General features: G+C 67.9%; 21 protein-coding genes. 13 read left to right on the top strand and 8 right to left on the bottom strand.

Annotated features, from left to right (window positions below):
* Positions 1-17 precede the first annotated feature (17 nt).
* Both Q0L89_RS11250 and Q0L89_RS11245 read right to left on the bottom strand, forming a co-directional pair.
* Entirely contained in the window at positions 18-359 is a 342-nt protein-coding gene (locus tag Q0L89_RS11250) for a sarcosine oxidase subunit delta (protein ID WP_296765065.1), read from the bottom strand.
* A gap of 94 nt (positions 360-453) precedes the next feature.
* On the bottom strand, positions 454-1,698 hold the full coding sequence (locus Q0L89_RS11245) for a sarcosine oxidase subunit beta family protein (protein WP_296765063.1): 1,245 nt from the start codon (positions 1,696-1,698) through the stop codon (positions 454-456).
* A 170-nt stretch (positions 1,699-1,868) separates the two neighbouring features.
* Between Q0L89_RS11245 and ccmI the strand changes: the two genes are divergently transcribed.
* The 3 genes from ccmI to Q0L89_RS11230 are packed head-to-tail and all read left to right on the top strand — an operon-like array spanning position 1,869 to position 3,853.
* On the top strand, positions 1,869-3,131 hold the full coding sequence (gene ccmI / locus Q0L89_RS11240) for a c-type cytochrome biogenesis protein CcmI (protein WP_296765061.1): 1,263 nt from the start codon (positions 1,869-1,871) through the stop codon (positions 3,129-3,131).
* A 12-nt stretch (positions 3,132-3,143) separates the two neighbouring features.
* Positions 3,144-3,620, top strand: a complete 477-nt coding sequence (gene ruvX, locus Q0L89_RS11235) for a Holliday junction resolvase RuvX (protein WP_296765060.1) — start codon at positions 3,144-3,146, stop codon at positions 3,618-3,620.
* Positions 3,617-3,853 carry a DUF1289 domain-containing protein gene (locus tag Q0L89_RS11230; protein ID WP_296765058.1) on the top strand — a complete coding sequence of 79 codons (237 nt, stop codon included), beginning with the start codon at positions 3,617-3,619 and terminating at the stop codon, positions 3,851-3,853. The genes ruvX and Q0L89_RS11230 overlap by 4 nt, the downstream gene beginning before the upstream one ends.
* A gap of 171 nt (positions 3,854-4,024) precedes the next feature.
* Here the strand turns inward: Q0L89_RS11230 and Q0L89_RS11225 are convergent, their stop codons facing one another.
* Complete coding sequence (locus Q0L89_RS11225; RefSeq protein WP_296765057.1) at positions 4,025-5,122, bottom strand: anhydro-N-acetylmuramic acid kinase; 1,098 nt, start codon at positions 5,120-5,122, stop codon at positions 4,025-4,027.
* A 63-nt stretch (positions 5,123-5,185) separates the two neighbouring features.
* Here Q0L89_RS11225 and tyrS point away from each other — a divergent pair, with 63 nt between their 5' ends.
* Positions 5,186-6,439, top strand: a complete 1,254-nt coding sequence (gene tyrS / locus Q0L89_RS11220) for a tyrosine--tRNA ligase (RefSeq protein WP_296765055.1) — start codon at positions 5,186-5,188, stop codon at positions 6,437-6,439.
* Positions 6,440-6,562: 123 nt separating this feature from the next.
* A complete protein-coding gene (locus Q0L89_RS11215; RefSeq protein WP_296765054.1) occupies positions 6,563-7,600 on the top strand; it encodes a fatty acid desaturase in 1,038 nt (345 codons plus the stop codon).
* Positions 7,601-7,722: 122 nt separating this feature from the next.
* Here Q0L89_RS11215 and Q0L89_RS11210 read toward each other — a convergent pair whose 3' ends face one another.
* From Q0L89_RS11210 to dksA, 3 genes are all read right to left on the bottom strand, one after another.
* Positions 7,723-8,757 (bottom strand): alginate lyase family protein, encoded by a 1,035-nt coding sequence (locus tag Q0L89_RS11210; protein ID WP_296765051.1) that lies wholly within the window; start codon positions 8,755-8,757, stop codon positions 7,723-7,725.
* A gap of 184 nt (positions 8,758-8,941) precedes the next feature.
* Positions 8,942-10,117 (bottom strand): FAD-dependent monooxygenase, encoded by a 1,176-nt coding sequence (locus tag Q0L89_RS11205; RefSeq protein ID WP_296765049.1) that lies wholly within the window; start codon positions 10,115-10,117, stop codon positions 8,942-8,944.
* A gap of 81 nt (positions 10,118-10,198) precedes the next feature.
* A complete protein-coding gene (gene dksA, locus Q0L89_RS11200) occupies positions 10,199-10,621 on the bottom strand; it encodes an RNA polymerase-binding protein DksA (RefSeq protein WP_296765046.1) in 423 nt (140 codons plus the stop codon).
* A gap of 186 nt (positions 10,622-10,807) precedes the next feature.
* Between dksA and Q0L89_RS11195 the strand changes: the two genes are divergently transcribed.
* The 4 genes from Q0L89_RS11195 to Q0L89_RS11180 all read left to right on the top strand — a co-directional run bounded on the left by Q0L89_RS11195 (position 10,808) and on the right by Q0L89_RS11180 (position 14,560).
* Complete coding sequence (locus Q0L89_RS11195; protein ID WP_296765043.1) at positions 10,808-11,647, top strand: MoxR family ATPase; 840 nt, start codon at positions 10,808-10,810, stop codon at positions 11,645-11,647.
* A 129-nt stretch (positions 11,648-11,776) separates the two neighbouring features.
* Positions 11,777-13,198 (top strand): DUF2927 domain-containing protein, encoded by a 1,422-nt coding sequence (locus Q0L89_RS11190; protein WP_296765041.1) that lies wholly within the window; start codon positions 11,777-11,779, stop codon positions 13,196-13,198.
* Positions 13,199-13,200: 2 nt separating this feature from the next.
* Positions 13,201-13,371: a hypothetical protein gene (locus tag Q0L89_RS11185; RefSeq protein WP_296765039.1), complete on the top strand. Its 171-nt coding sequence runs from the start codon at positions 13,201-13,203 to the stop codon at positions 13,369-13,371.
* Positions 13,372-13,375: 4 nt separating this feature from the next.
* A complete protein-coding gene (locus Q0L89_RS11180) occupies positions 13,376-14,560 on the top strand; it encodes a VWA domain-containing protein (protein WP_296765037.1) in 1,185 nt (394 codons plus the stop codon).
* A gap of 775 nt (positions 14,561-15,335) precedes the next feature.
* On the opposite strand, the gene Q0L89_RS11175 is transcribed toward Q0L89_RS11180, so the two are convergent.
* Positions 15,336-16,073, bottom strand: a complete 738-nt coding sequence (locus Q0L89_RS11175) for an Asp/Glu racemase (protein WP_296765035.1) — start codon at positions 16,071-16,073, stop codon at positions 15,336-15,338.
* Between the two features lie 82 nt (positions 16,074-16,155).
* Between Q0L89_RS11175 and Q0L89_RS11170 the strand changes: the two genes are divergently transcribed.
* The 4 genes from Q0L89_RS11170 to Q0L89_RS11155 are packed head-to-tail and all read left to right on the top strand — an operon-like array spanning position 16,156 to position 19,089.
* On the top strand, positions 16,156-17,319 hold the full coding sequence (locus tag Q0L89_RS11170; RefSeq protein WP_296765033.1) for a cytochrome P450: 1,164 nt from the start codon (positions 16,156-16,158) through the stop codon (positions 17,317-17,319).
* Positions 17,320-17,363: 44 nt separating this feature from the next.
* Positions 17,364-17,708, top strand: a complete 345-nt coding sequence (locus Q0L89_RS11165) for a hypothetical protein (protein WP_296765032.1) — start codon at positions 17,364-17,366, stop codon at positions 17,706-17,708.
* Positions 17,705-18,346, top strand: a complete 642-nt coding sequence (locus Q0L89_RS11160; protein WP_296765030.1) for a VTT domain-containing protein — start codon at positions 17,705-17,707, stop codon at positions 18,344-18,346. The genes Q0L89_RS11165 and Q0L89_RS11160 overlap by 4 nt, the downstream gene beginning before the upstream one ends.
* A 38-nt stretch (positions 18,347-18,384) precedes the next feature.
* Positions 18,385-19,089: a M48 family metallopeptidase gene (locus Q0L89_RS11155; protein WP_296765029.1), complete on the top strand. Its 705-nt coding sequence runs from the start codon at positions 18,385-18,387 to the stop codon at positions 19,087-19,089.
* Positions 19,090-19,092: 3 nt separating this feature from the next.
* Here Q0L89_RS11155 and Q0L89_RS11150 read toward each other — a convergent pair.
* Positions 19,093-19,574: RSP_2648 family PIN domain-containing protein (locus Q0L89_RS11150; RefSeq protein ID WP_296765027.1), on the bottom strand; the 482-nt coding region annotated here is incomplete at its 5' end.

Raw genomic sequence — 19,574 nt, 5'->3', positions numbered from 1 at the left:
TTCGGCCAGAAGAAGGGTCATTTCGCGCTGCCGGCGAGGTGGCGCCACGTCCAGCCCGGGCGCCTGGCGGTGATCGCGTCGCGGATGGCCTGCGGTGGCTCGGTGGTCTGGGCGGAATAGGTGCCGAAGACCTCGAGCGTGGCGGTGTCGCGCGCGGCGTGGAACCACTTGCCGCAGCCGTTGACGTGGCGCCAGCGTTCGAAATGCACGCCGCGGGGGTTTTCCTTGGCGAACAGGTAGTCGTGGAATTCCTCGTCGCTGGAGCCGGGGCCATGGCGCGTCAGGTGCGCCTCGCCGCCGCCGTGCAGTTCGGTTTCGTCGGCCATGACGCCGCAATAGGGGCAGTGGAGGATCAGCATGGCATGACTCCCTCGATCATGTTGCATCGCACCGCCCGGGGGCGGGTCGGGCGCGATCCGGGGCTGCGCCCCGGCGCTTGGAATTCAACCCGCATCAATGCGCCACCCCCGCCGCCACGCTCTCATCAATGAAGCGGCCTTCCCTGAAGCGGTCGAGCGTATAGGCCTCGGCCAGCGGCGAGTGGCCCTTGGCCATCAGCTCGGCCATCGCCCAGCCCGAGCCCGGCGTTGCCTTGAACCCGCCGGTGCCCCAGCCGCAATTGATGAACACGCCCTCGACGGGCGTCTTGCTGAGGATCGGCGAGCGGTCGCCGGTCATGTCGACGATGCCGCCCCACTGGCGCAGCATCTTGAGGCGCGAAACCATCGGGAAGGTCTCGACCAGCGCGCGCACGGTTTCCTCGATATGGTGGAAACTGCCGCGCTGCGTGTAGTTGTTGTAGCCGTCGGCGCCGCCGCCGATGACCATTTCGCCCTTGTCGGACTGGCTCATGTAGCCGTGCACGGTGTTGGCCATCACCACCACGTCCATGCAGGGCTTGATCGGCTCGCTGACCAGCGCCTGCAACGCCACGCTGTCGATCGGCAGGCGAAAGCCCGCGCGTTCGGCCATGACGCCCGAGTTGCCGGCGACAACGATACCCAGCTTGTCGCAGTCGATGGCGCCACGGCTGGTATCGACGCCCACCACGCGGCCGCCCTCGCGGCGCACGGCGGTGACCTCGCATTGCTGGATGATGTCCATCCCCATGTCCGAGCATGCCCGCGCATAGCCCCAGGCCACCGCGTCGTGGCGCGCGGTGCCGGCGCGATCCTGCCACAGGGCGCCCAGCACCGGGTAGCGCGGCCCGTCGAGGTTGATGATCGGCACCAGTTTCTTGACCTCGGGCGGGTCGATGAAGCGCGTCGTGACCCCTTGCAGGGTGTTGGCCTGCGCGGTGCGCAGGTAGCCGCGCACCTCGGCCTGGGTCTGGGCCAGCATCATCACGCCGCGGGGCGAATACATGACGTTGTAGTTGAGGTCCTGGCTCATCGTCTCGTAAAGCGAGCGGGATTTCTCGTAGATGGCCGCCGACGGGTCCTGCAGGTAGTTGGAGCGGATGATCGTGGTATTGCGGCCGGTGTTGCCGCCGCCCAGCCAGCCCTTTTCGATCACCGCCACGTTGGTGATGCCGAAATTGCGCCCGAGGTAGAACGCCGTGGCCAGTCCGTGACCGCCGGCACCGACGATGACGACGTCGTATTTGCGCCTGGGCTCGGGGCTGGCCCAGGCCTTTTCCCAACCGGCGTGATAACGCAACGCCTCGCGCGCGATGGCAAAGGCTGAATATCGTCTCATGGGGGCCTCCCGCCTCGAATCCGGTCGCGTGCAACGCCGCACCCGTTATCTGCACCCAAGCCGCGGCGCGTCCCTGTTTTGAAACGTCACATTGGCGCGTGGTTGCGACATGCCCGGCGATCACGACAGTTTGCCCTTTTGCGTGCGCCCGGTGATCGCTACATGGGACAATGGAAACTATGGAGGCATGGATGCTGTTCTGGATCATCAGCGGGGCGCTCGCCACCGCCGTGGCGGCGCTGCTGGCACTGGCGATGCTGCGCGGACGCGCCGGCGCCGCGTCACCGGCGGCCTACGACTTGCAGGTCTATCGCGACCAGTTGGCCGAGGTCGACCGCGAGCGCGCGCGCGGCGCCATCGCGGACGCCGATGCCGAACGTATTCGTGCCGAGATATCGCGCCGCATTCTGGCCGCCGATGCCCAACTGGAATCCACCGGCACCGGCACCGGTCCGGGCCAGCCCGCGGCGGCGGGGCGCGCCGCGGCGGTTCTGGGGGCTGTGGTGCTGATCGGCGGCTCGGCGGGCCTCTACCTGGTGCTGGGCACGCCGGGCAAGCCCGACATGGGGCTGCAACAACGCCTTGCCAACGCCGAGGTGGCGCGTGAAAGCCGCCCCTCGCAGGCCGAGGTCGAGGGCGACCTGCCCGCCAGCCCGCCGCGCGACGTGGCGCCGGAATTCGCGGAGCTGATGGAAAAGCTGCGCGCCGCGGTCGCCAACCGTCCCGGTGACGTGCGCGGCCTGCGGCTGCTGGTGCGCAACGAGGCCAACATGGGCAATTTCCGCGCCGCCTACAAGGCGCAGGAGAAGCTCTTGTCGATGCTCGGCGACCGCGCCGGCGCCGAGGAATACGCAGACTACGCCGAGCTGATGATCATCGCCGCGCGCGGCTATGTCTCGCCCGAGGCGGAAAAGGCGCTGATGGCGGCGCTGCGGCGCGATCCAAGGCATGGTGCGGCGCGCTACTACATGGGACTGATGGCGGCGCAGACGGGGCGGCCCGACCGCACCTTCAAGGTCTGGCGCGCGCTGCTGGAAGAGGGCCCCGGCGACGCGCCGTGGATCGCCCCGATCCGCGAACAGATCGGCCAGGTGGCGCGGCGGGCCGGCGTCAACTACACGGCCCCGCAACCCGGAGAGGCCGCGCCGGCCCTGCGCGGCCCCAACGCCGAGGACAGGCAGGCCGCCGCCGATATGAGCGCCGAAGAGCGCCAGCAGATGATCCGCAGCATGGTTACCGGTCTGTCCGAGCGGCTTGCCGACGAGGGCGGCACGGCCGCGGAATGGGCACGGCTGATCGGCGCCTACGGGGTGCTGGGCGAAACCGAGCGCGCGCAACAGGCCTGGAGCGACGCGAAACAGGCCTTCGCCGGGCAGCCGCAGGCGCTGGAACAACTGCGCGCCGCCGCCGTGCGTGCCGGGGTGTCGGAGTGAGCGGGCCGCGTCATGGTGCATGACGCACCGGACGCCTTTGCCGATGCGCTGCCCGCCGTCGGTGCGCTCATGGGGCTGGACCTGGGCGACAAGACCATCGGCCTCGCGGTCAGCGACCTGCAACGCAGCGTCGCCACCCCGCTGGAGACCATCCGACGGCGCAAGTTCGGGCTCGACGCCGCGCGTCTGCTCGACCTCGCGGCGGCGCGCGATATCGCCGGGCTGGTCCTGGGCCTGCCGCGCAACATGGACGGCAGCGAGGGGCCGCGCTGCCAGTCCACCCGTGCCTTCGCGCGCAACCTCTCGCGGCTCACCGATCTGCCGATTGGTTTCTGGGACGAACGCCTGTCCACCGTGGCCGCCGAACGCGCCCTGCTCGAAGCGGATACGACACGCAAACGTCGCGCACAGGTGATCGACCACGTCGCCGCGTCCTATATCCTGCAAGGCATGCTGGACCGGTTGCATCACATGAAGGGCACGCGATGAGCGACGGGACATGGAAACGCGACGAGGTCGAAAGCCCCTGCGTCAGGGTTTGCGTGATCCACCCGCAGGCCGGGCTTTGCGCGGGGTGCCTTCGCACCGCCGACGAGATCGCATCCTGGTCGCGCCTCACGCCCGAAGAACGCCGCACCATCATGGCCGACCTGCCGGCCCGCGCGCCGTTGCTCAAAAAGCGCCGTGGCGGGCGCGCCGCCCGCGTGGCCCGCGACTCCTGATCGCGCTTTCCCGGCCGGACCTCGACGCGCGTTGACGTGGCGGGCGTATTCGAAGCAAGATGAAGGACAGTGCAGAGCCACGCGCGTGTTTCTTCTGGCCGAAAATATCCCGGGGTGAATTGGCCGCAGGCCAAGAGGGGCAGCGCCCCTGCCCTGCCCGGCCGCCGCGGCTCACCCGCCGGGGCGCGAGACGGTGCCGCCACCCACCGCGGCGCGCACGCCGGTGGTGGCGGGCGACGACGTGGGCAGCCCGCGCGCCACCCTGACCGCCAGGTAGGCGAACGCCTGCGCCTCGAGCATGTCGCCGTCCAGGCCCACGGCCTCGACCGGCTGCACGGGGCAGTCGAGCCCGGCGCGCAGCATCTCCATCATCACCGGGTTGTGGCGGCCGCCGCCGGCGACCAGGATCCGCTCGGGCGGGGCGGGGCAGTGCTCCACCCCGCGCATCACCGCCGCCGCCGCCATCGCCGTCATCGTCGCGGCGGCATCGGCATCGGGCAATTCGCGCACCAGCTCCAGCATGCCGGCAAAGGCGTCACGGTCCAGCGATTTCGGCGGCATCCTGAGAAACCAGGCGTCGTCGAGAAACATCTCCAGCGCGCCCTCGGCCACCCGGCCTTGCGCGGCCAGCGCGCCGCCCGCGTCGAACGGCCGCCCCCGGCGCCGCATCATCAGGTCGTTGAGCGGCGCGTTCGCAGGCCCGGTGTCGAACGCCAGCAGCGCGCCCGCGTCCTCGGGGCGCGCGACGCGCGGGTCCACCCATGTCAGGTTGCCGACCCCGCCGAGGTTGAGGAAGGCCAGCGGCGCGCGCGCCCCGATCCAGCGCGCGCAGGCGTGGTGAAAGAACGGCGCCAGCGGCGCCCCCTGCCCGCCCAGCCGGATATCGGCGCCGCGGAAATCCCATACCACCGGCACGCCCAGCGCCTGCGCCAGCGCATCGCCGTCGCCCAGTTGGTGCGTGCCGCGCGCGCCCGGATCGTGCGCCAGGGTCTGGCCGTGGAACCCCACCAGATCGACGCCTTCGAATCCTGCCAGCAGCTCTTCGTGGGCGCGCTCCACCACCTGCGCGGCGGCGCGCAACTCGTCGCCCGGCCACTTGCCCAGTGCGGCGCGCAGGCACGCCTGTTCCTCGGCGTCATAGGCGCGGTAGGCCACCGGGCCGAAGCCGGTGATCGTCTCGCCGTCGGTCACCACCACCGCGGCATCGACGCCATCGAGCGAGGTACCCGACATCGCCCCCAGCGCCGTGACCGTCCCTGCGCTCAACATGCCCTTTTCCTTTGCTCTGCGCCTGCCTATACATGCCGCGCAAACGGCCAGGGGACAACAGCGATGACCTACCATGCGAAATCGGATTTCATGCGCGTGATGATCGAGCGCGGCTTCATGGCCGACTGCACCGATTACCAGGGGCTCGACGAGGCGCTGTGCGCCGGCATCGTCCCGGGGTATATCGGCTTCGACGCCACCGCGAAATCGCTGCATGTGGGCTCGCTGATCCAGATCATGATGCTGCGCTGGCTGCAAAAGACCGGGCACAAGCCGATCACGCTGATGGGCGGCGGCACCACCAAGGTGGGCGACCCGAGTTTTCGCGCCGACGAGCGCCCGCTGCTGACGCCCGAGCAGATCGACGCCAATATCGACGGAATGAAGCAGGTCTTCGCCAAGTATCTGAGCTATGACGACGGCGCCTCCGGGGCGCTGATGCTGAACAATGCCGAATGGCTGGACGGGCTGAACTACCTGGAATTCCTGCGCGACGTGGGCCGGCATTTCAGCGTCAACCGGATGCTGTCGTTCGAGAGCGTCAAGTCGCGGCTGGACCGCGAACAATCGCTGTCGTTCCTCGAATTCAACTACATGATCCTGCAAGCCTATGATTTCATGGAACTGAACCGCCGCTATGGCTGCCGGTTGCAGATGGGTGGCTCGGACCAGTGGGGCAATATCGTCAATGGCATCGACCTGACACGCCGGGTGATCGACCACGAGGTCTTCGGGCTGACATCCCCGCTCTTGACCACCGCAGACGGCAAGAAGATGGGCAAGAGCGCCGATGGCGCGGTGTGGCTGAATGCCGAGATGCGCAGCCCTTACGAATTCTGGCAGTTCTGGCGCAATACGGCCGATGCCGATGTGGGCCGGTTCCTCAAGCTCTATACCGAGCTGCCGGTGGACGAATGCGACCGGCTCGGCGCCCTGGGCGGGGCCGAGATCAACGAGGCCAAGATCGTGCTGGCCAACGAGGTGACGACGCTCTGCCATGGGCGCGAGGCCGCCGCCGCCGCCGAGGCCACCGCGCGCGAGGTGTTCGAGAAGGGCGGCGCGGGCGACGACCTGCCGACGCTGGTGCTGTCGGTCGACGAGATGGGCGCGGGGGTGTCGGTGGTGCAGGCGATCGTGCGTTCGGGGCTGGCCAAATCGGGCAAGGACGCCAAGCGCCTGATCGCCGAAGGCGCCGCGCGACTGGACGATGCGCCGCTGTCGGATGCGGGCCGGATGCTGACCGCCGCCGACCTGGCCAGCCCGGTCAAGCTGTCGGCGGGCAAGAAGAGACACGCGCTTATCCGCCTGAAAGACTGACCGAACCGCTTTGCCCTTGCGGCGGGCGCCGGTTCGCCGCAAGGTGCGCGCAACCCTCCTTCATGGCCTGCGCCCGCGGCGCAGTCGCCTTGGCGGCTGATTCTGACCTTGCGAAAGCCGACCGTGCCAACAAACCCGACCGAAACGGCCCAGGCCGACCCCGCCATCCCCGCCCGCAACTGGATAAGAACGCTGGCGCGCTACCGCGAACCGATCCTGTGGCGCAGCATCATGGAATTGGCCATCAGCCTGGCGCCATTGGTGGCGATCTGGGCGCTGGCGTGGTGGGCGATGTCGCTCAGCCCGCTGCTGTCGGTGTTGCTGGCGGCGATCAACGGCGGCTTCCTGGTGCGGCTGTTCGTGATCCAGCACGATTGCGGCCACGGTGCCTATTTCGCCAACCGCCACGCCAACGAATGGGTCGGGCGCGGCCTTGGTGTGCTGACGCTGACGCCCTACGATGTGTGGCGGCGCACGCATTCGATCCATCATGCCTCGCATGGCAACCTGGACAAGCGCGGCCTGGGCGATGTGCACACGCTGACCGTGGCCGAATACCGCGCCCGGCCGTGGCACCGGCGGATGCTCTACCGGCTGTATCGCAACCCGCTGGTGCTGTTCGGGCTGGGCCCGACATACCTGTTCCTGGTGCAGAACCGCGTGCCGCTGGGGCTGATGCGTGCCGGCTGGCGTTATTGGCTCAGCGCCATGACCACCAACGCGGCGCTGGTCGCGGCAACGGCGCTGATCGTCTGGCTGGGCGGCTGGGGGGTGCTGTTCGCCGTGTTCGTGCCGACGGTGTTGGTTGCCGCCTCGGCAGGGGTGTGGCTGTTCTACGTCCAGCACCAGTTCGAAGACACAATGTGGGACCGCGACCACGACTGGCAACTGCACGAGGCGGCGCTGCACGGCTCTTCGCACTACGTGATGCCGGGGCTTTTGCGCTGGTTCACGGCCAATATCGGGGTGCATCACATCCACCACCTCTACAGCCGCATCCCGTTCTATCGTCTGCCCGAGGTGCTGCGCGACCATCACGACCTCGCCAATGCGCAACAGATGACGATTCGCGAAAGCCTGGCCTGCGCGCGCCGCCACCTGTGGGACGAGGAAACCCGCCAGTTGCTGAGCTTCCGGCGCAGCCGCGCGATGTACGGGTAGGGCATTGTCGCCTTACCGGGCGGTCGCGCGCCCGTCTTCTAGCCGTTTGCGATTGAATCGCGGCACGCCCCGGCAGACAGATTCAAGGGGCGTACCGCTGGAAACGGGCGCACCGTCGATACTTATCGCAAGCCGAAATAGCACGCAGAATGCACGCCCATATTGCGTCCATAGTAAGGGATGTTTTGCGCCCGTTTGACTTGGGCATGCAGTGTTCGAACTTCCGATGCAGCATGCCCTTTGGGGAAATGCGCCAGGTACAGGGGGATCCAGGCTTGATGCGTTCCCCAGCCATCGCTTTTCATGATGGAGCGGGCGACATTATCTGCTATCGCCTCGGTTTTCACCTTTTTGGTGCCGGTCTGGCTGACCCAAGCGGCATGGTAGGCGACAACATCATGAAGGCTGTGCTTCCCGAACTTCTTGGAAAAATAGTCGATACCGTTCAACCGCAAGACGTGGGCCGCCATCAGCACGACCGGCAATGCTTCGGTATTCACGCGCACCCTGGAGTCGAATCTCGGCGTGTTGCGGATTTTGCCCATCACGCGATCAAGCGATGACATCCCGCGTCTGAACAAACGCGTATCCCCGGTCGCAGCCCCCCAGGCGAGGTTGGCGGCGGCAATGCTGGCTTTGTGATCGGTCGAGCCCGCTCTCTTGCCGGAATTGCGCAACAGCACCCGAACCCAGCTATCGATCGTCTTGAGCTCGCCAACCGAAATCCCATTCCTTTCGCGCAGGTAAGACACCGCATGGGCAACGGCACGAACCATGACAGAGGTCAGGAATGACGGGCTTGCCCCACCACGCGCGCCAAAATCAAGGCGGGTATAGGCCCCGGAATTCGCGGCCGTGAGCAAACGCGCCAGCAATGCCTTGTTGTTTGCCCTGCCTGCGGCGGCCGCATTGAGATGCAGGATCGTCCTGTCGATGAATTCTGCCCCGCTGCCTTTCGGCATGGGCCAACTGAAACCTGTGACAGTTGCGTTGAATTGTTCCGGCCCTGTCGCACGGGAATAGGCGCGGCAATTTCCAGAAGAGGCAGAAGCCGTTGTCCACAATCGCGTGTCCGCCGCCTGGGCCTGGACCGTGCCGCCAGCCATGACGGACAGGACGAGGGCAGCGAATGCTAAAGTTCCAAGAAAAGAGCGCATATGTTCCTCCCTAAGCAGAAAACAATTGCTCCAGTCTGCCCTTGGGGGCGCACCGAATCAAGTCACGCATCTACTGCGTCAAACCCATCTGATGGCTGCTTTGGACCCCAATCCGCGATTGGCGCTCTGCGCATGGGACCGCCACGAACGGCCATGGGCCGGCGCGGGTGGCGCCGTTCCCGCCTCACCCCGCCTGCGTCACGTCGTGCTCATACAGCCAGTCGAAACTGTGTACCATCGCCCCCGGCGCCAGCCGCCCGCCCAACCGCAGCGCGGCGTGCGCGGCCAGCCGGAACGGCCCCCGGCGCAGGTGGTATTTCCAGGCGTTGCCGTTGGCCGCCGCGATCACGCGGCGCACGCGCGGGGCGCGGCGCTGCTGATAGGCGGCGAGGCCCGCGTCGATGCTGTCGCCCGCCGCAAGCGCGTCGGTCAGTACCCAGGCATCCTCCAGCGCCATGCACGCGCCTTGCGCCAGGAACGGCAGCGTCGGATGCGCCGCGTCGCCCAACAGCGCGCAGTGGCCGTGCTGCCAGACCCGCGCCACCGGGTGGCGGAACAGCCCCCAGACATTCACCGTTTCGACCCGCGCCAGCATCTCGCGCACCTGCGGGCCAAGACCGGCGAATGCCGCGCGCATCGCGTCCGGGTCGGCACGGTGGTGCCAGCCCTCGGCCGTCCACTCGCCGCGTTCCTCCACGGCGACGATGTTGCGCGCGGCGCCCGCACGAAGCGGGTAGCTGACCACGTGGCGCCCCGCGCCCATGTCCACCCGGGCCACCGGCGCGGCATCCAGGCCGGCCGCGTCGATCACCGCGCGCCAGGCCACCTGGCCGGTGAAGAACGGCGCGTCGGCGCCGTTGAGCACCGGGCGCAGCCGCGAATGCAGCCCGTCGGCGCCCACAACCAGATCGGCGTCCAGTTCGGCACCGTTGGCCATCACCAGTCGCGGCCGCGGGCCGGGGGTGACGCGGTCGACCTGTTGCAGCAGCCGGATCTTCACGCCGGCGTCGCGCGCCCCCTGCGCCAGCAGGTCGACCAGGTCGGCGCGGTGCACGAAATGGTAGCCACGCGCCGAAAGCTGCGTCAGGTCCAGCCGCAGCACCGGCGCGCCGGCCTGGTCGTGCAGCGCCACCGCCCGCGCCTCGATGGCGCCGCCGGCGCGCAAGCCCTCTTCCAGCCCCAGCGCCCTGAGAACGGCGGCGCCATTGGGGCTGATCTGCAGGCCGGCGCCGGCCTCCTCGATTGCCTCGGCCTGCTCCAGCACCGTCACGCGGGCACCGCGCAGCGCCAGCGCCCGCGCCACCGCCAGCCCGCCGATCCCGGCGCCGATCACCACGGCCTTGAGTCCCTCGATCTGCATGGATCGCCTTTCACGAAACGAAAACGCCGGTGCGCGACGGCCCCGGCGTTCCTATGCGCTGCACATGTTCTGCCGCCGGGGTCAGTCGTCGCGATGAACCTTTTCACGACGCTCGTGGCGCTCCTGCGCCTCCAGCGTCATGGTCGCGATCGGGCGCGCGTCGAGCCGTTTGAGGCTGATCGGGTCACCGGTCTTTTCGCAATAGCCGTATTCGCCCGTCTCGATGCGGCGCAGCGCCGCGTCGATCTTGGCCACCAGCTTGCGCTGGCGGTCGCGGGTGCGCAGCTCCAGCGCGCGGTCGGTTTCCTCGCTGGCGCGGTCGGTGACGTCGGGGATGTTGCGCGCCCCGTCCTGCAAACCCTCGATCGTATCGCGGCTGTCAGCGAGGATGTCCTCCTTCCACTGCCAGAGCTTGCGGCGGAAATATTCCAGTTGCCGCGCATTCATGAACGGTTCGTCTTCCGCCGGGCGGTAATCTTCGGGCAGGAAAGTTTCCGATTTCATATCCGCTCCTTCATAAAGGCCAACCTCTGTCATCGCCACGTCCTTCGACATCTGGCACCCCCCTTGCGTGGCGGTCAGATACCGCAGGGGCCGGGGAATGTCACTACCCGATCGGGCGTGCGTTGCAGGGAAAATCCGTTCACGCTACTGTACTGCAAGTGCAGCGCATAACAGCTTGGAGACCCCATGAAATTCGAAGGTACGTCCGAATATGTCGCCACCGAGGATCTGACCGTGGCGGTCAACGCCGCGGTGACCCTGGAGCGCCCGCTGCTGGTCAAGGGCGAGCCCGGCACCGGCAAGACCGAACTGGCCCGCCAAGTGGCCGGCGCCCTCGGTCTGCGGATGATCGAATGGAACATCAAGTCATCGACCAAGGCGCAGCAGGGGCTTTACGAATACGATGCCGTCAGCCGCCTGCGCGACAGCCAGCTTGGCGAAGAGCGCGTGCACGACGTGGCCAACTACATCCGCAAGGGCAAGCTGTGGCAGGCGTTCGAAACCGATGAAAAGGTCGTGCTGCTGATCGACGAGATCGACAAGGCCGATATCGAGTTTCCCAACGACCTGTTGCAGGAACTCGACCGGATGGAATTCCACGTCTACGAGACCGGCGAGATGATCCGCGCCAGCCATCGCCCCATCGTCATCATCACGTCGAACAATGAAAAGGAGCTGCCCGACGCCTTTCTGCGGCGGTGCTTTTTCCACTACATCCGCTTTCCCGACCCCGACACCATGCGCCGCATCGTCGAGGTGCATCACCCGGGCATCAAGGAACAGCTCCTGACCACCGCGCTGACGCAGTTCTACGAGCTGCGCGAGCAGCCGGGGCTCAAGAAGAAGCCCTCGACCTCGGAGGTGCTGGACTGGCTCAAGCTGCTGCTGGCCGAGGACCTGAGCGCGCAGGATCTGCACCGCGAGGGGGCCAGTGCCCTGCCCAAGCTGCACGGCGCGCTGCTCAAGAACGAACAGGACGTACACCTGTTCGAGCGTCTGGCCTTCATGGCGCGCGGGCGCGGCTGAGGCCCGGCCGGGGGCACGAAACAGCGTGGCGGGCGCGTTGCACTCACCACATTTTCGCCGCACTGATGGGCTAGCCGGGATGCCCAGAGGCCGCGCGCGCCGCCGCAAACAAGGAGTCATGACCCAAGCATGACACGCGTAACGAGTACCCGTATCTTCTGCCCCGGGCGCCTTGCACGGCGTCTGCTGCTGGCGGCCAGCCTATCGCTGGCCGCCGCCTGCATGCCTGCGGGGACGCCCCCCGACGGCCCCACCCGCGCCGCCCGGGCCACCGCGCCGGCGATGCCGGCGATGAAAAGCTTTTCGTCGGCGCACCCGCAGCCATCGAAGCGGGCCAATGCCGACATCGCGCGCGATTTCCTCGACCTGAGCTTCCAGCTCGAATCGGGCCGCACCCTGCCCCGGCTGACGCGCTTCGAAGCGCCGATCCGCGTCGGGTTGCGTGGTGACGCACCGGCGCACATGCGCCGCGACCTCGATCGCCTGCTGGTGCGGCTGCGCCGCGAGGCGGGGCTGGACATCGCACTGGCCGGCACGGGCGAGACGCCGAACCTCACCGTCGCGGCGATCAGCCGCGAGGACATTCGCCGCTTCCTGCCGCAGGCGGCCTGTTTCGTGGTGCCGGGCATCAGTCGCCTGTCGGAGTACCGCAACCGTCGCTGGACACCTGAAACCGACTGGGCGCAACTGGCCGAGCGGCGCAAGGTGGCCATTTTCGTGCCCTCCGACGCCCCCCCGCAGGAAATACGCGACTGCCTGCAAGAGGAACTGGCGCAGGCGCTCGGTCCGCTCAACGACCTCTATCGCCTGCCCGATTCGGTGTTCAACGACGACAACGTGCATGCCGTGCTGACCGGGTTCGACATGCTGATCCTGCGCGCCTATTACGCGCCCGAGTTGCAGTCAGGCATGAGCCGCGCGCAGGTCGCGCGCCGCCTGCCGGCGATTCTCGCACGTCTCAACCCGCCCGGCGAGAACCGCCCGCCGCGCCCGCTGCCGCCGACGCCGCGCGCCTGGATCAACGCGATGGAGACGGCCCTTGGCCGCGATGTCCGCGCCGACGTTCGCCGCCGTGCCGCCCGGCGCGCGGTGGCGATCGCGCGCGCCGAGGGCTGGGCCGACCACCGCGCCGGTTTTGCGCATTACGCGCTCGGGCGGCTGTTGCAGGCAGTCGATGCACAGGCCGCGCGGCGCCATTTCGACACCGCCGACCGGATCTTCACCGCCCGCCCCGACACCGAACTGCACCGTGCGCACCTTGCCAGTCACCTCGCCGCCCACGACATCGCCGTGGGCAATGCCGGGCAGGCGCTCGAGCGGATCGCACCGGCGCTCGTTGTCGCCGCGCGGGCCGAGAACGCGGCGCTGATGTCGACGCTGATGATGCTGCGCGCCGAGGCGCTGGCGATGACGCGCCGCGTATCGGAGGCGCGCAGCGTGCGGCTGGACAGTCTGGGCTGGGCACGCTACGGATTCGGCCCCGGTGGGGCGGTGCGCGCCAAGCTGCGCGAGATTGCCGCTCTCAACCCGGCAAGCAGGAGCGGCGGATAGGCATGATCGTATTGGCAGGGGCATTCCTGGGGGCGCTGGTGGGTGCTGTCCTGGCCGCGCGGCGCAAGGGCAGCGGCCTGGACATCGCGCAATATGCCTTTGTCTACATGTTGATTTTCGCGCTCGGCGGGCTTTTCGTGACGCTGGCCCTGCACCGCGCGGCGGTGATGTGACGCCATGTTCGTGCCGTTCTTCGACAAGCTGCGCGAGGCCGGCATCCCGGTCAGCCTGCGCGAATACCTGACTTTCCTGGAAGCGGTGAAATCGGGGCTGGCAACCTATGATGTCGAGGCGTTCTACTACCTCGCGCGCAGCGCCATGGTGAAGGACGAGCGCAACCTCGACCGTTTCGACCGCGCCTTCGCCGCCGCCTTCAAGGGGCTGGAGGATATCAAGCTGGACGACGTGCTGGAAGCGGTGGACATCCCCCGCGACTGGCTGGAAAAGATGGCCGAGAAGCATCTCAGCGAAGAGGAAAAGGCCGAGATCGAGGCCATGGGCGGCTTCGACAAGCTGATGGAGACGCTCAAGGAGCGCCTCAAGGAACAAGACAGCCGCCACCAGGGCGGCAACAAGTGGATCGGCACCGCCGGCACCTCGCCCTTTGGCGCTTACGGCTACAACCCCGAAGGCGTGCGCATCGGGCAGGAGAAATCGCGCCACCAGCGCGCCGTCAAGGTCTGGGACAAGCGCGAGTTCCGCAACCTCGACGACAGCGTCGAGTTGGGCACGCGCAACATCAAGGTGGCGCTCAAACGCCTGCGCCAATGGGCCCGCGACGGCGCCGACGAGGAACTGGACCTCGACGGAACCATCCGCGCCACCGCCGAGCACGGATACCTGGACGTCAAGACCCGCCCCGAGCGGCGCAACGCCATCAAGGTGTTGCTGTTTCTGGACGTGGGCGGATCGATGGACGCCCATGTCAAAACCGTGGAAGAGCTGTTTTCCGCCGCGCGGTCGGAATTCAAGCACCTCGAACACTACTATTTCCACAACTGCCTTTACGAAGGCGTCTGGCGCGACAATCGCCGCCGCTGGGATCGGGTGATCCCGACCTGGGACGTGATGCATACCTACGGGCCTGACTACAAATGCATTTTCGTAGGCGACGCGTCGATGAGCCCCTACGAGATCACCTATCCCGGCGGCGCCAACGAACACTGGAACCCAGAATCTGGCCAGGCTTGGTTGACCCGCGCGCGCGAGCAGTGGCCCGACCACGTCTGGATCAATCCGGCGCCCGAGAAATACTGGGGCTATACCCATTCGATCGGCATGATCCGCGAGATATTCGCCGATCGCATGGTGCCGATGACGCTGTCGGGAATCGAGGAAGCGATGCGCGAGCTGATGCGCTGAGCGCCGCGCTGGTGTTGGTCACCTGATGGAAGTGTCCCGGCCCCTTCTGACGCGCCTTCGTTGACGCGGACGAGGGCGCGAGAGGCGGCTATGGGGAGGGAGCTACCATTCGTTTTACATCCCCAGCGCGGAGTCAAGGCGCGGCGCCTTCGGCGCCGTTTGCGCGCGGGGGGTGTCGTTTTCGGTGCCAGCCGCAGTTCGAAGTCGTCATCTGAAAGAGCAACTCGGGCTCGTTGTGTCGGACCGATCCTTCATCGGGTGTCAGGTGGCGAACGCTAGTGATCGCCACCTGACACAAGACACCCCAGGGAAGCAGGTATCGGACACTTGTCCGGCATCCTTGAGCAAAAGGTCAGATGATGGGTTCGAGCCCTTTGCGCCGGATCAGGCCGGCGCGGTATTGGCAGCGCCTGGCCGGTTGCGGACATTAGGCGACCGGCTGAGGTGCCGCGCGGTGCCCGACCGCCGGGTGGGCGCAGCAACGAATATGGATCGCGCTTTATGCCCGCCAAATACATCCGCGTTATCATTAGCTTGATACGCCCGCAAAAGCGCCCGCCCGAGGGGGCGGTCGGGCGCTGCGCGGCGGCGCGTTCCGCGCCTTTGTTCCGCGCATTGGCGCCACGCCTCAACGTCCGCTCAAGGCCAATCTTGACCACTTCCCAAACCGACCCAAGCGCCCGCTTCGTCCCGCATTGCGGCCTCTCGAACCTCGCTCCGAGAAACCGGGGGCGCCTCTGAGGCAGACTGGGAGCTTTTTGTCAGGTGGCGAACGCTAGAGCGTGAACAACCGCCCCGGCCCCCAGCCGCGCGCGTCCACGCCCGCAAGCCGCAGCATGTGCCACAAAAGCGCCTGGTTGGAACTGACCACCGGTAGGCCGGTTTCCTGTTCGACAGCGTCGATGATGCCGAAGGTTCGCAGGTTGGTGCAACTGACGAAAACCGCTTCGACCCCTTCTTTCAAAGCGGCCTGCAAGACCATGTTCCTGGTGGATTTTTCCGATATATGCGCCACCGTTCTGTCATTGCCTTCGGCGAAGCTGTCCTCGATCAGCGTGTCGACCCCGCGGGCCTGGAGGTAGGCGCGCATCGGCGCCGTGACGGTGGGCAGGTAGGGCGAGACATAGGCGATGCGGCGCACGTCCAGCGCGTCGAGCGCCGCGACCACCGCCGAGATCGGGTTGCTGACCTGCGCGCCGGGGTTTTCGGTGCGCACCAGGTCTGCCACGCGCTCGGGGCCGATCAGCGTCGAGGCCGAGGTGCAACCGTAGCCGATCGCGCCCTGGCCCTGCGGCAGCAGGCGCGCGGCCTCGGGCAGGCGGTGCTCCATCATGCCCAGCGTCTCGGGGGTGACGTCGGCCTCGGCGGGGATGCGGGTATGCACCAGGCTTACCGCCCGGTTTCCCAGCACCAGCCGCGCCTCGTTCTCCAGCGACTCGTCGGTGGACAGCACGATCAGGCCCAGCCGGCCCAGGCTGCCGAATCCCCCGTCGGTTTCGAATTCCCGGCTCATTGATCGGCCCTCCGATTGCCGCTACGCTCTTGCCCGGCGGGCGCATGGCCCTGCCCGTTTTCCCGTGGCAAAGGAACGCCCCATGTCGGACGCCCCCGAAACCCGGATCGACCCGGCCGCCTTTCACGCCGACCCCTACCCGGTGCTGGCGCGGATGCGGCGCGAGGCGCCGGTGACCCGCGTGCCGCAACTGGGCGCCACCCTGTTTACCCGTCGCGACGACATTTTCCAGCAGGAAAAACGGATCGAGACGTTTTCGAGCCACCAGCCCGACGGGTTGATGACCATCCTGATGGGCGAGAACATGATGCGCAAGGACGGCGCCGACCACCAGGCCGAACGCCGCATCCTGTTCCCGGCACTGAGCCCGCGCACCGTCCGCGACCACTGGACGCCGCTGTTTCGCGCCCATGCCGAACGCATTCTCGCCGATCTCAAGGCGCGCGGCAAATGCGATCTGGTGCGCGACTACGCGATGCCGGTGTCGGGCGAGGCGCTGAAGCTGATCACCGGGCTGACCGAAATGCAGGCGCACGAGATGGACCGCGTCAGCCAGGGCATGATCGACGGCTGCGCAAATTATGCGGGTGACGCCGACGTCGAGGCGCATTGCCACGACTGCACCGCCTTCATCGACGCGCATATCGACCGCATGCTGCCCGCCGCGCAGGCAGGCGACGCCCCCTCGGCGCTGGCGGTGCAGGCACGCGCCGATCTGCCCGACGCGGCGTTGCGGGCCAATATCAAGCTGATCATCTCGGGCGGCCAGAACGAGCCGCGCGATGCCATCGCCGGGGCCATCTGGGCGCTGCTCGGCCACCCCGACCAATTGGCGCTGATCCGCGACGGACGCGCCACCTGGCAACAGGCGTTCGAGGAATACGCGCGCTGGATTTCGCCCATCGGCATGTCGCCGCGCCGCGTGGCGCGCGCCGATACCGTCAACGGGGTGTCTTTCGAGCCGGACGAGCGCGTGTTCTTCATGTTCTCGTCGGGCAACCGCGACGAGGCGCATTTCGACGCCCCCGACGCCTTCGACATCACCCGCGACACCGGCGCGGCGATCAGCTTTGGTGCCGGGCCGCATTTCTGCGCCGGCGCGGCGGCGGCGCGGGCGCTGATCGCCGAGGTGGCGCTGCCGCTGGCCTTCGCCCACCTGCCGGGGCTGCGGCTGGACGGGCCGGCGCCGTTCGCGGGCTGGGCGTTCCGCGGCCCGGTGTCGATGCCGGTGGCCTGGGATGGCTGAGCGCCCGCCGCAAGGTATGCCCATCGCATGAGGAAACCTCGACCATGAAAAACCTGCGTTACCTCTGGCGGCGTCACCGCGCCGCCTGCGTTGCCTTCGCGCTGGCCACCGCAATTGCGCTGTTCTTCGCGCTGCGTTTCGCCGCCTTCGCGGTCTACTGGTCCAATCCGGCGCACCGGGACCACAAGATCGAGGGCTGGATGACACCCGGTTACGTGGCACGGTCCTGGCATGTCGATCCGCAACTGGTCCGCGAGGCCCTGGGCGGGCAATTCGAGGACGAGCGACGCCTGACCATCGACCGGATCGCCCGGCAAACGGGGGTGCCGAAAGACCAGCTTATCGAGGCGCTCCGCGACGCGATCGCCGGCGCGAGGGCCGGGCAATGACCGAAACGCTGCTGGCGTTGGTGCCGCAATACGGGCTGTGGCTGCTTTGGGCAGGCACGTTCCTGAGCTGCCTCGCCCTGCCGGTGCCCAGTTCGCTGTTCATGCTCGCGGCGGGCGGCTTCGTGGCCAGTGGCGACCTGGTTGGCTGGCAGGCGGTCGCATCGGCGCTGCTTGGCGCGGTGCTGGGCGACCAGGTCGGCTACCGCGCCGGGTATATCGGCAGTACCGCATTGTCGCGTCGGCTGGGCAATGAACGGCGGGCGCGGCTGATGGCCCGCGCCGCCGCGCAATTGCGCGACCGGGGCGGGATGGCGGTGTTCCTGAGCCGCTGGCTGTTCAGCCCGCTCGGCCCATACGTGAACTTCGCCGGTGGGGCGGCGGTGATGAACTGGCGCCGCTTCACCCTGGCCAGCCTGGCCGGCGAGGCGGTCTGGGTGTCGATCTATGTCGGGTTGGGCGCCGCATTCGCCAGCGACATCGTGGCCGTCGCGGCGATGCTGGGCAACGCCTCGGGTTTTCTTGCCGCCGCGGCCGTGGCTGCCGGGTTGGCCCTGTGGCTGCGTGCCGCGCTGCGGCAGCGGCGCGACAAGCGGAAAGAAGCAGAAATGTCCGGGAATCGGCGCACCAGGCCGAGGTGACGATTGCCCCGGGCCCGCCGCTGCCCCATATAATTCGCATGATCCGCTTTACCCCGATCCTGCTGGCGATCCTCTACGCGCTGGCAATGTACCGTTTCTCGGTCTGGCGCACCCGCCGCGAGCTGGATGCGCGCTCGACCGAACTGGCCGACCCGACGCTCAAGCGCATGACCGACAAGCTGGCGGCGGCGCTCGATGTGGCGCGCGTGCGGGTCTATATCTACGAGATCGACCCGGTGAACGGGCTGGCGGCGCCCGATGGGCGCATCTTCATCACCCGCGGCTTTTATCGCAAGTTCCAGAGCGGCGAGGTGTCGGCAGGCGAAATGGCCAGCGTCATCGCGCACGAGCTGGGCCATGTCGCGCTTGGCCATGCGCGCCGGCGGATGATCGACTTTTCCGGCCAGAACGCGCTGCGCACGGCGCTGGCGATGATCCTGTCGCGGTTTCTGCCCGGTATCGGCGTGATGATCGCCAACGCGGTGGCCACGATGCTGGCGGCGCGGCTGTCGCGCGGCGACGAGTTCGAGGCCGACGAATACGCCTCGGCCCTGCTGACCAAGGCCGGGATCGGCACGGCGCCGCAGAAATCGCTGTTCGGCAAGCTCGAAGATCTGACCCAGGCCCGCTCCGGGGCGGTGCCGGCGTGGCTGATGAGCCACCCCAAGACCGAAGAGCGGATCAAGGCGATCGAGGCGCACGAACGTCGCTGGCTTGGGGGCGAGGGCGAGGGCGCGACCTGAGCCTCAGCCCGGGTCGGTCGCGCCAAGCGCCTTGCCCAGGCGCGGCAAATGGGCCTTTTTCAGCAGCGCCCGCATCGCCCACGGCGCGCCCGAGATCCGCTCGGCCTCGGCCCGCACCGACCCGGCCACCGCCGCCACCAGGTCGGGCTGCGCGGCGCGGATGCCGCTCAGGAACCCATCGGGATCGGATCGCGCCAGCCCCTCCTCGGCAAGGATGTTGCGGGGGAAATCACGCGCGTTGAGCGTCACGATCACCTCGGCAGAGCCGGCCACCGCCGCCGCCAGAACGTGCCGGTCGGCCGGGTCGGGCAACCACAGGCGACGCTCCAGCGCCTCGGGCACCGCAACCTCGGCGCGCGGCCAGCGGGCGCGCAGGATCGCCGCCTCGCCGCGCGCCTGCGCCTCGCCCGCCGGGCCCAGCTTGCGCGCCGCGCGCGCCCATTCCTCGATGATCCGCGCCGACCACAGCGGCGTGAACGCGCCCT

This window comes from Sediminimonas sp. (assembly GCF_024637375.1).
GTDB lineage: Bacteria > Pseudomonadota > Alphaproteobacteria > Rhodobacterales > Rhodobacteraceae > Sediminimonas.
Note: the sequence above shows the minus strand (reverse complement) of the source record. Positions and strands in the feature narration are given on the sequence as shown.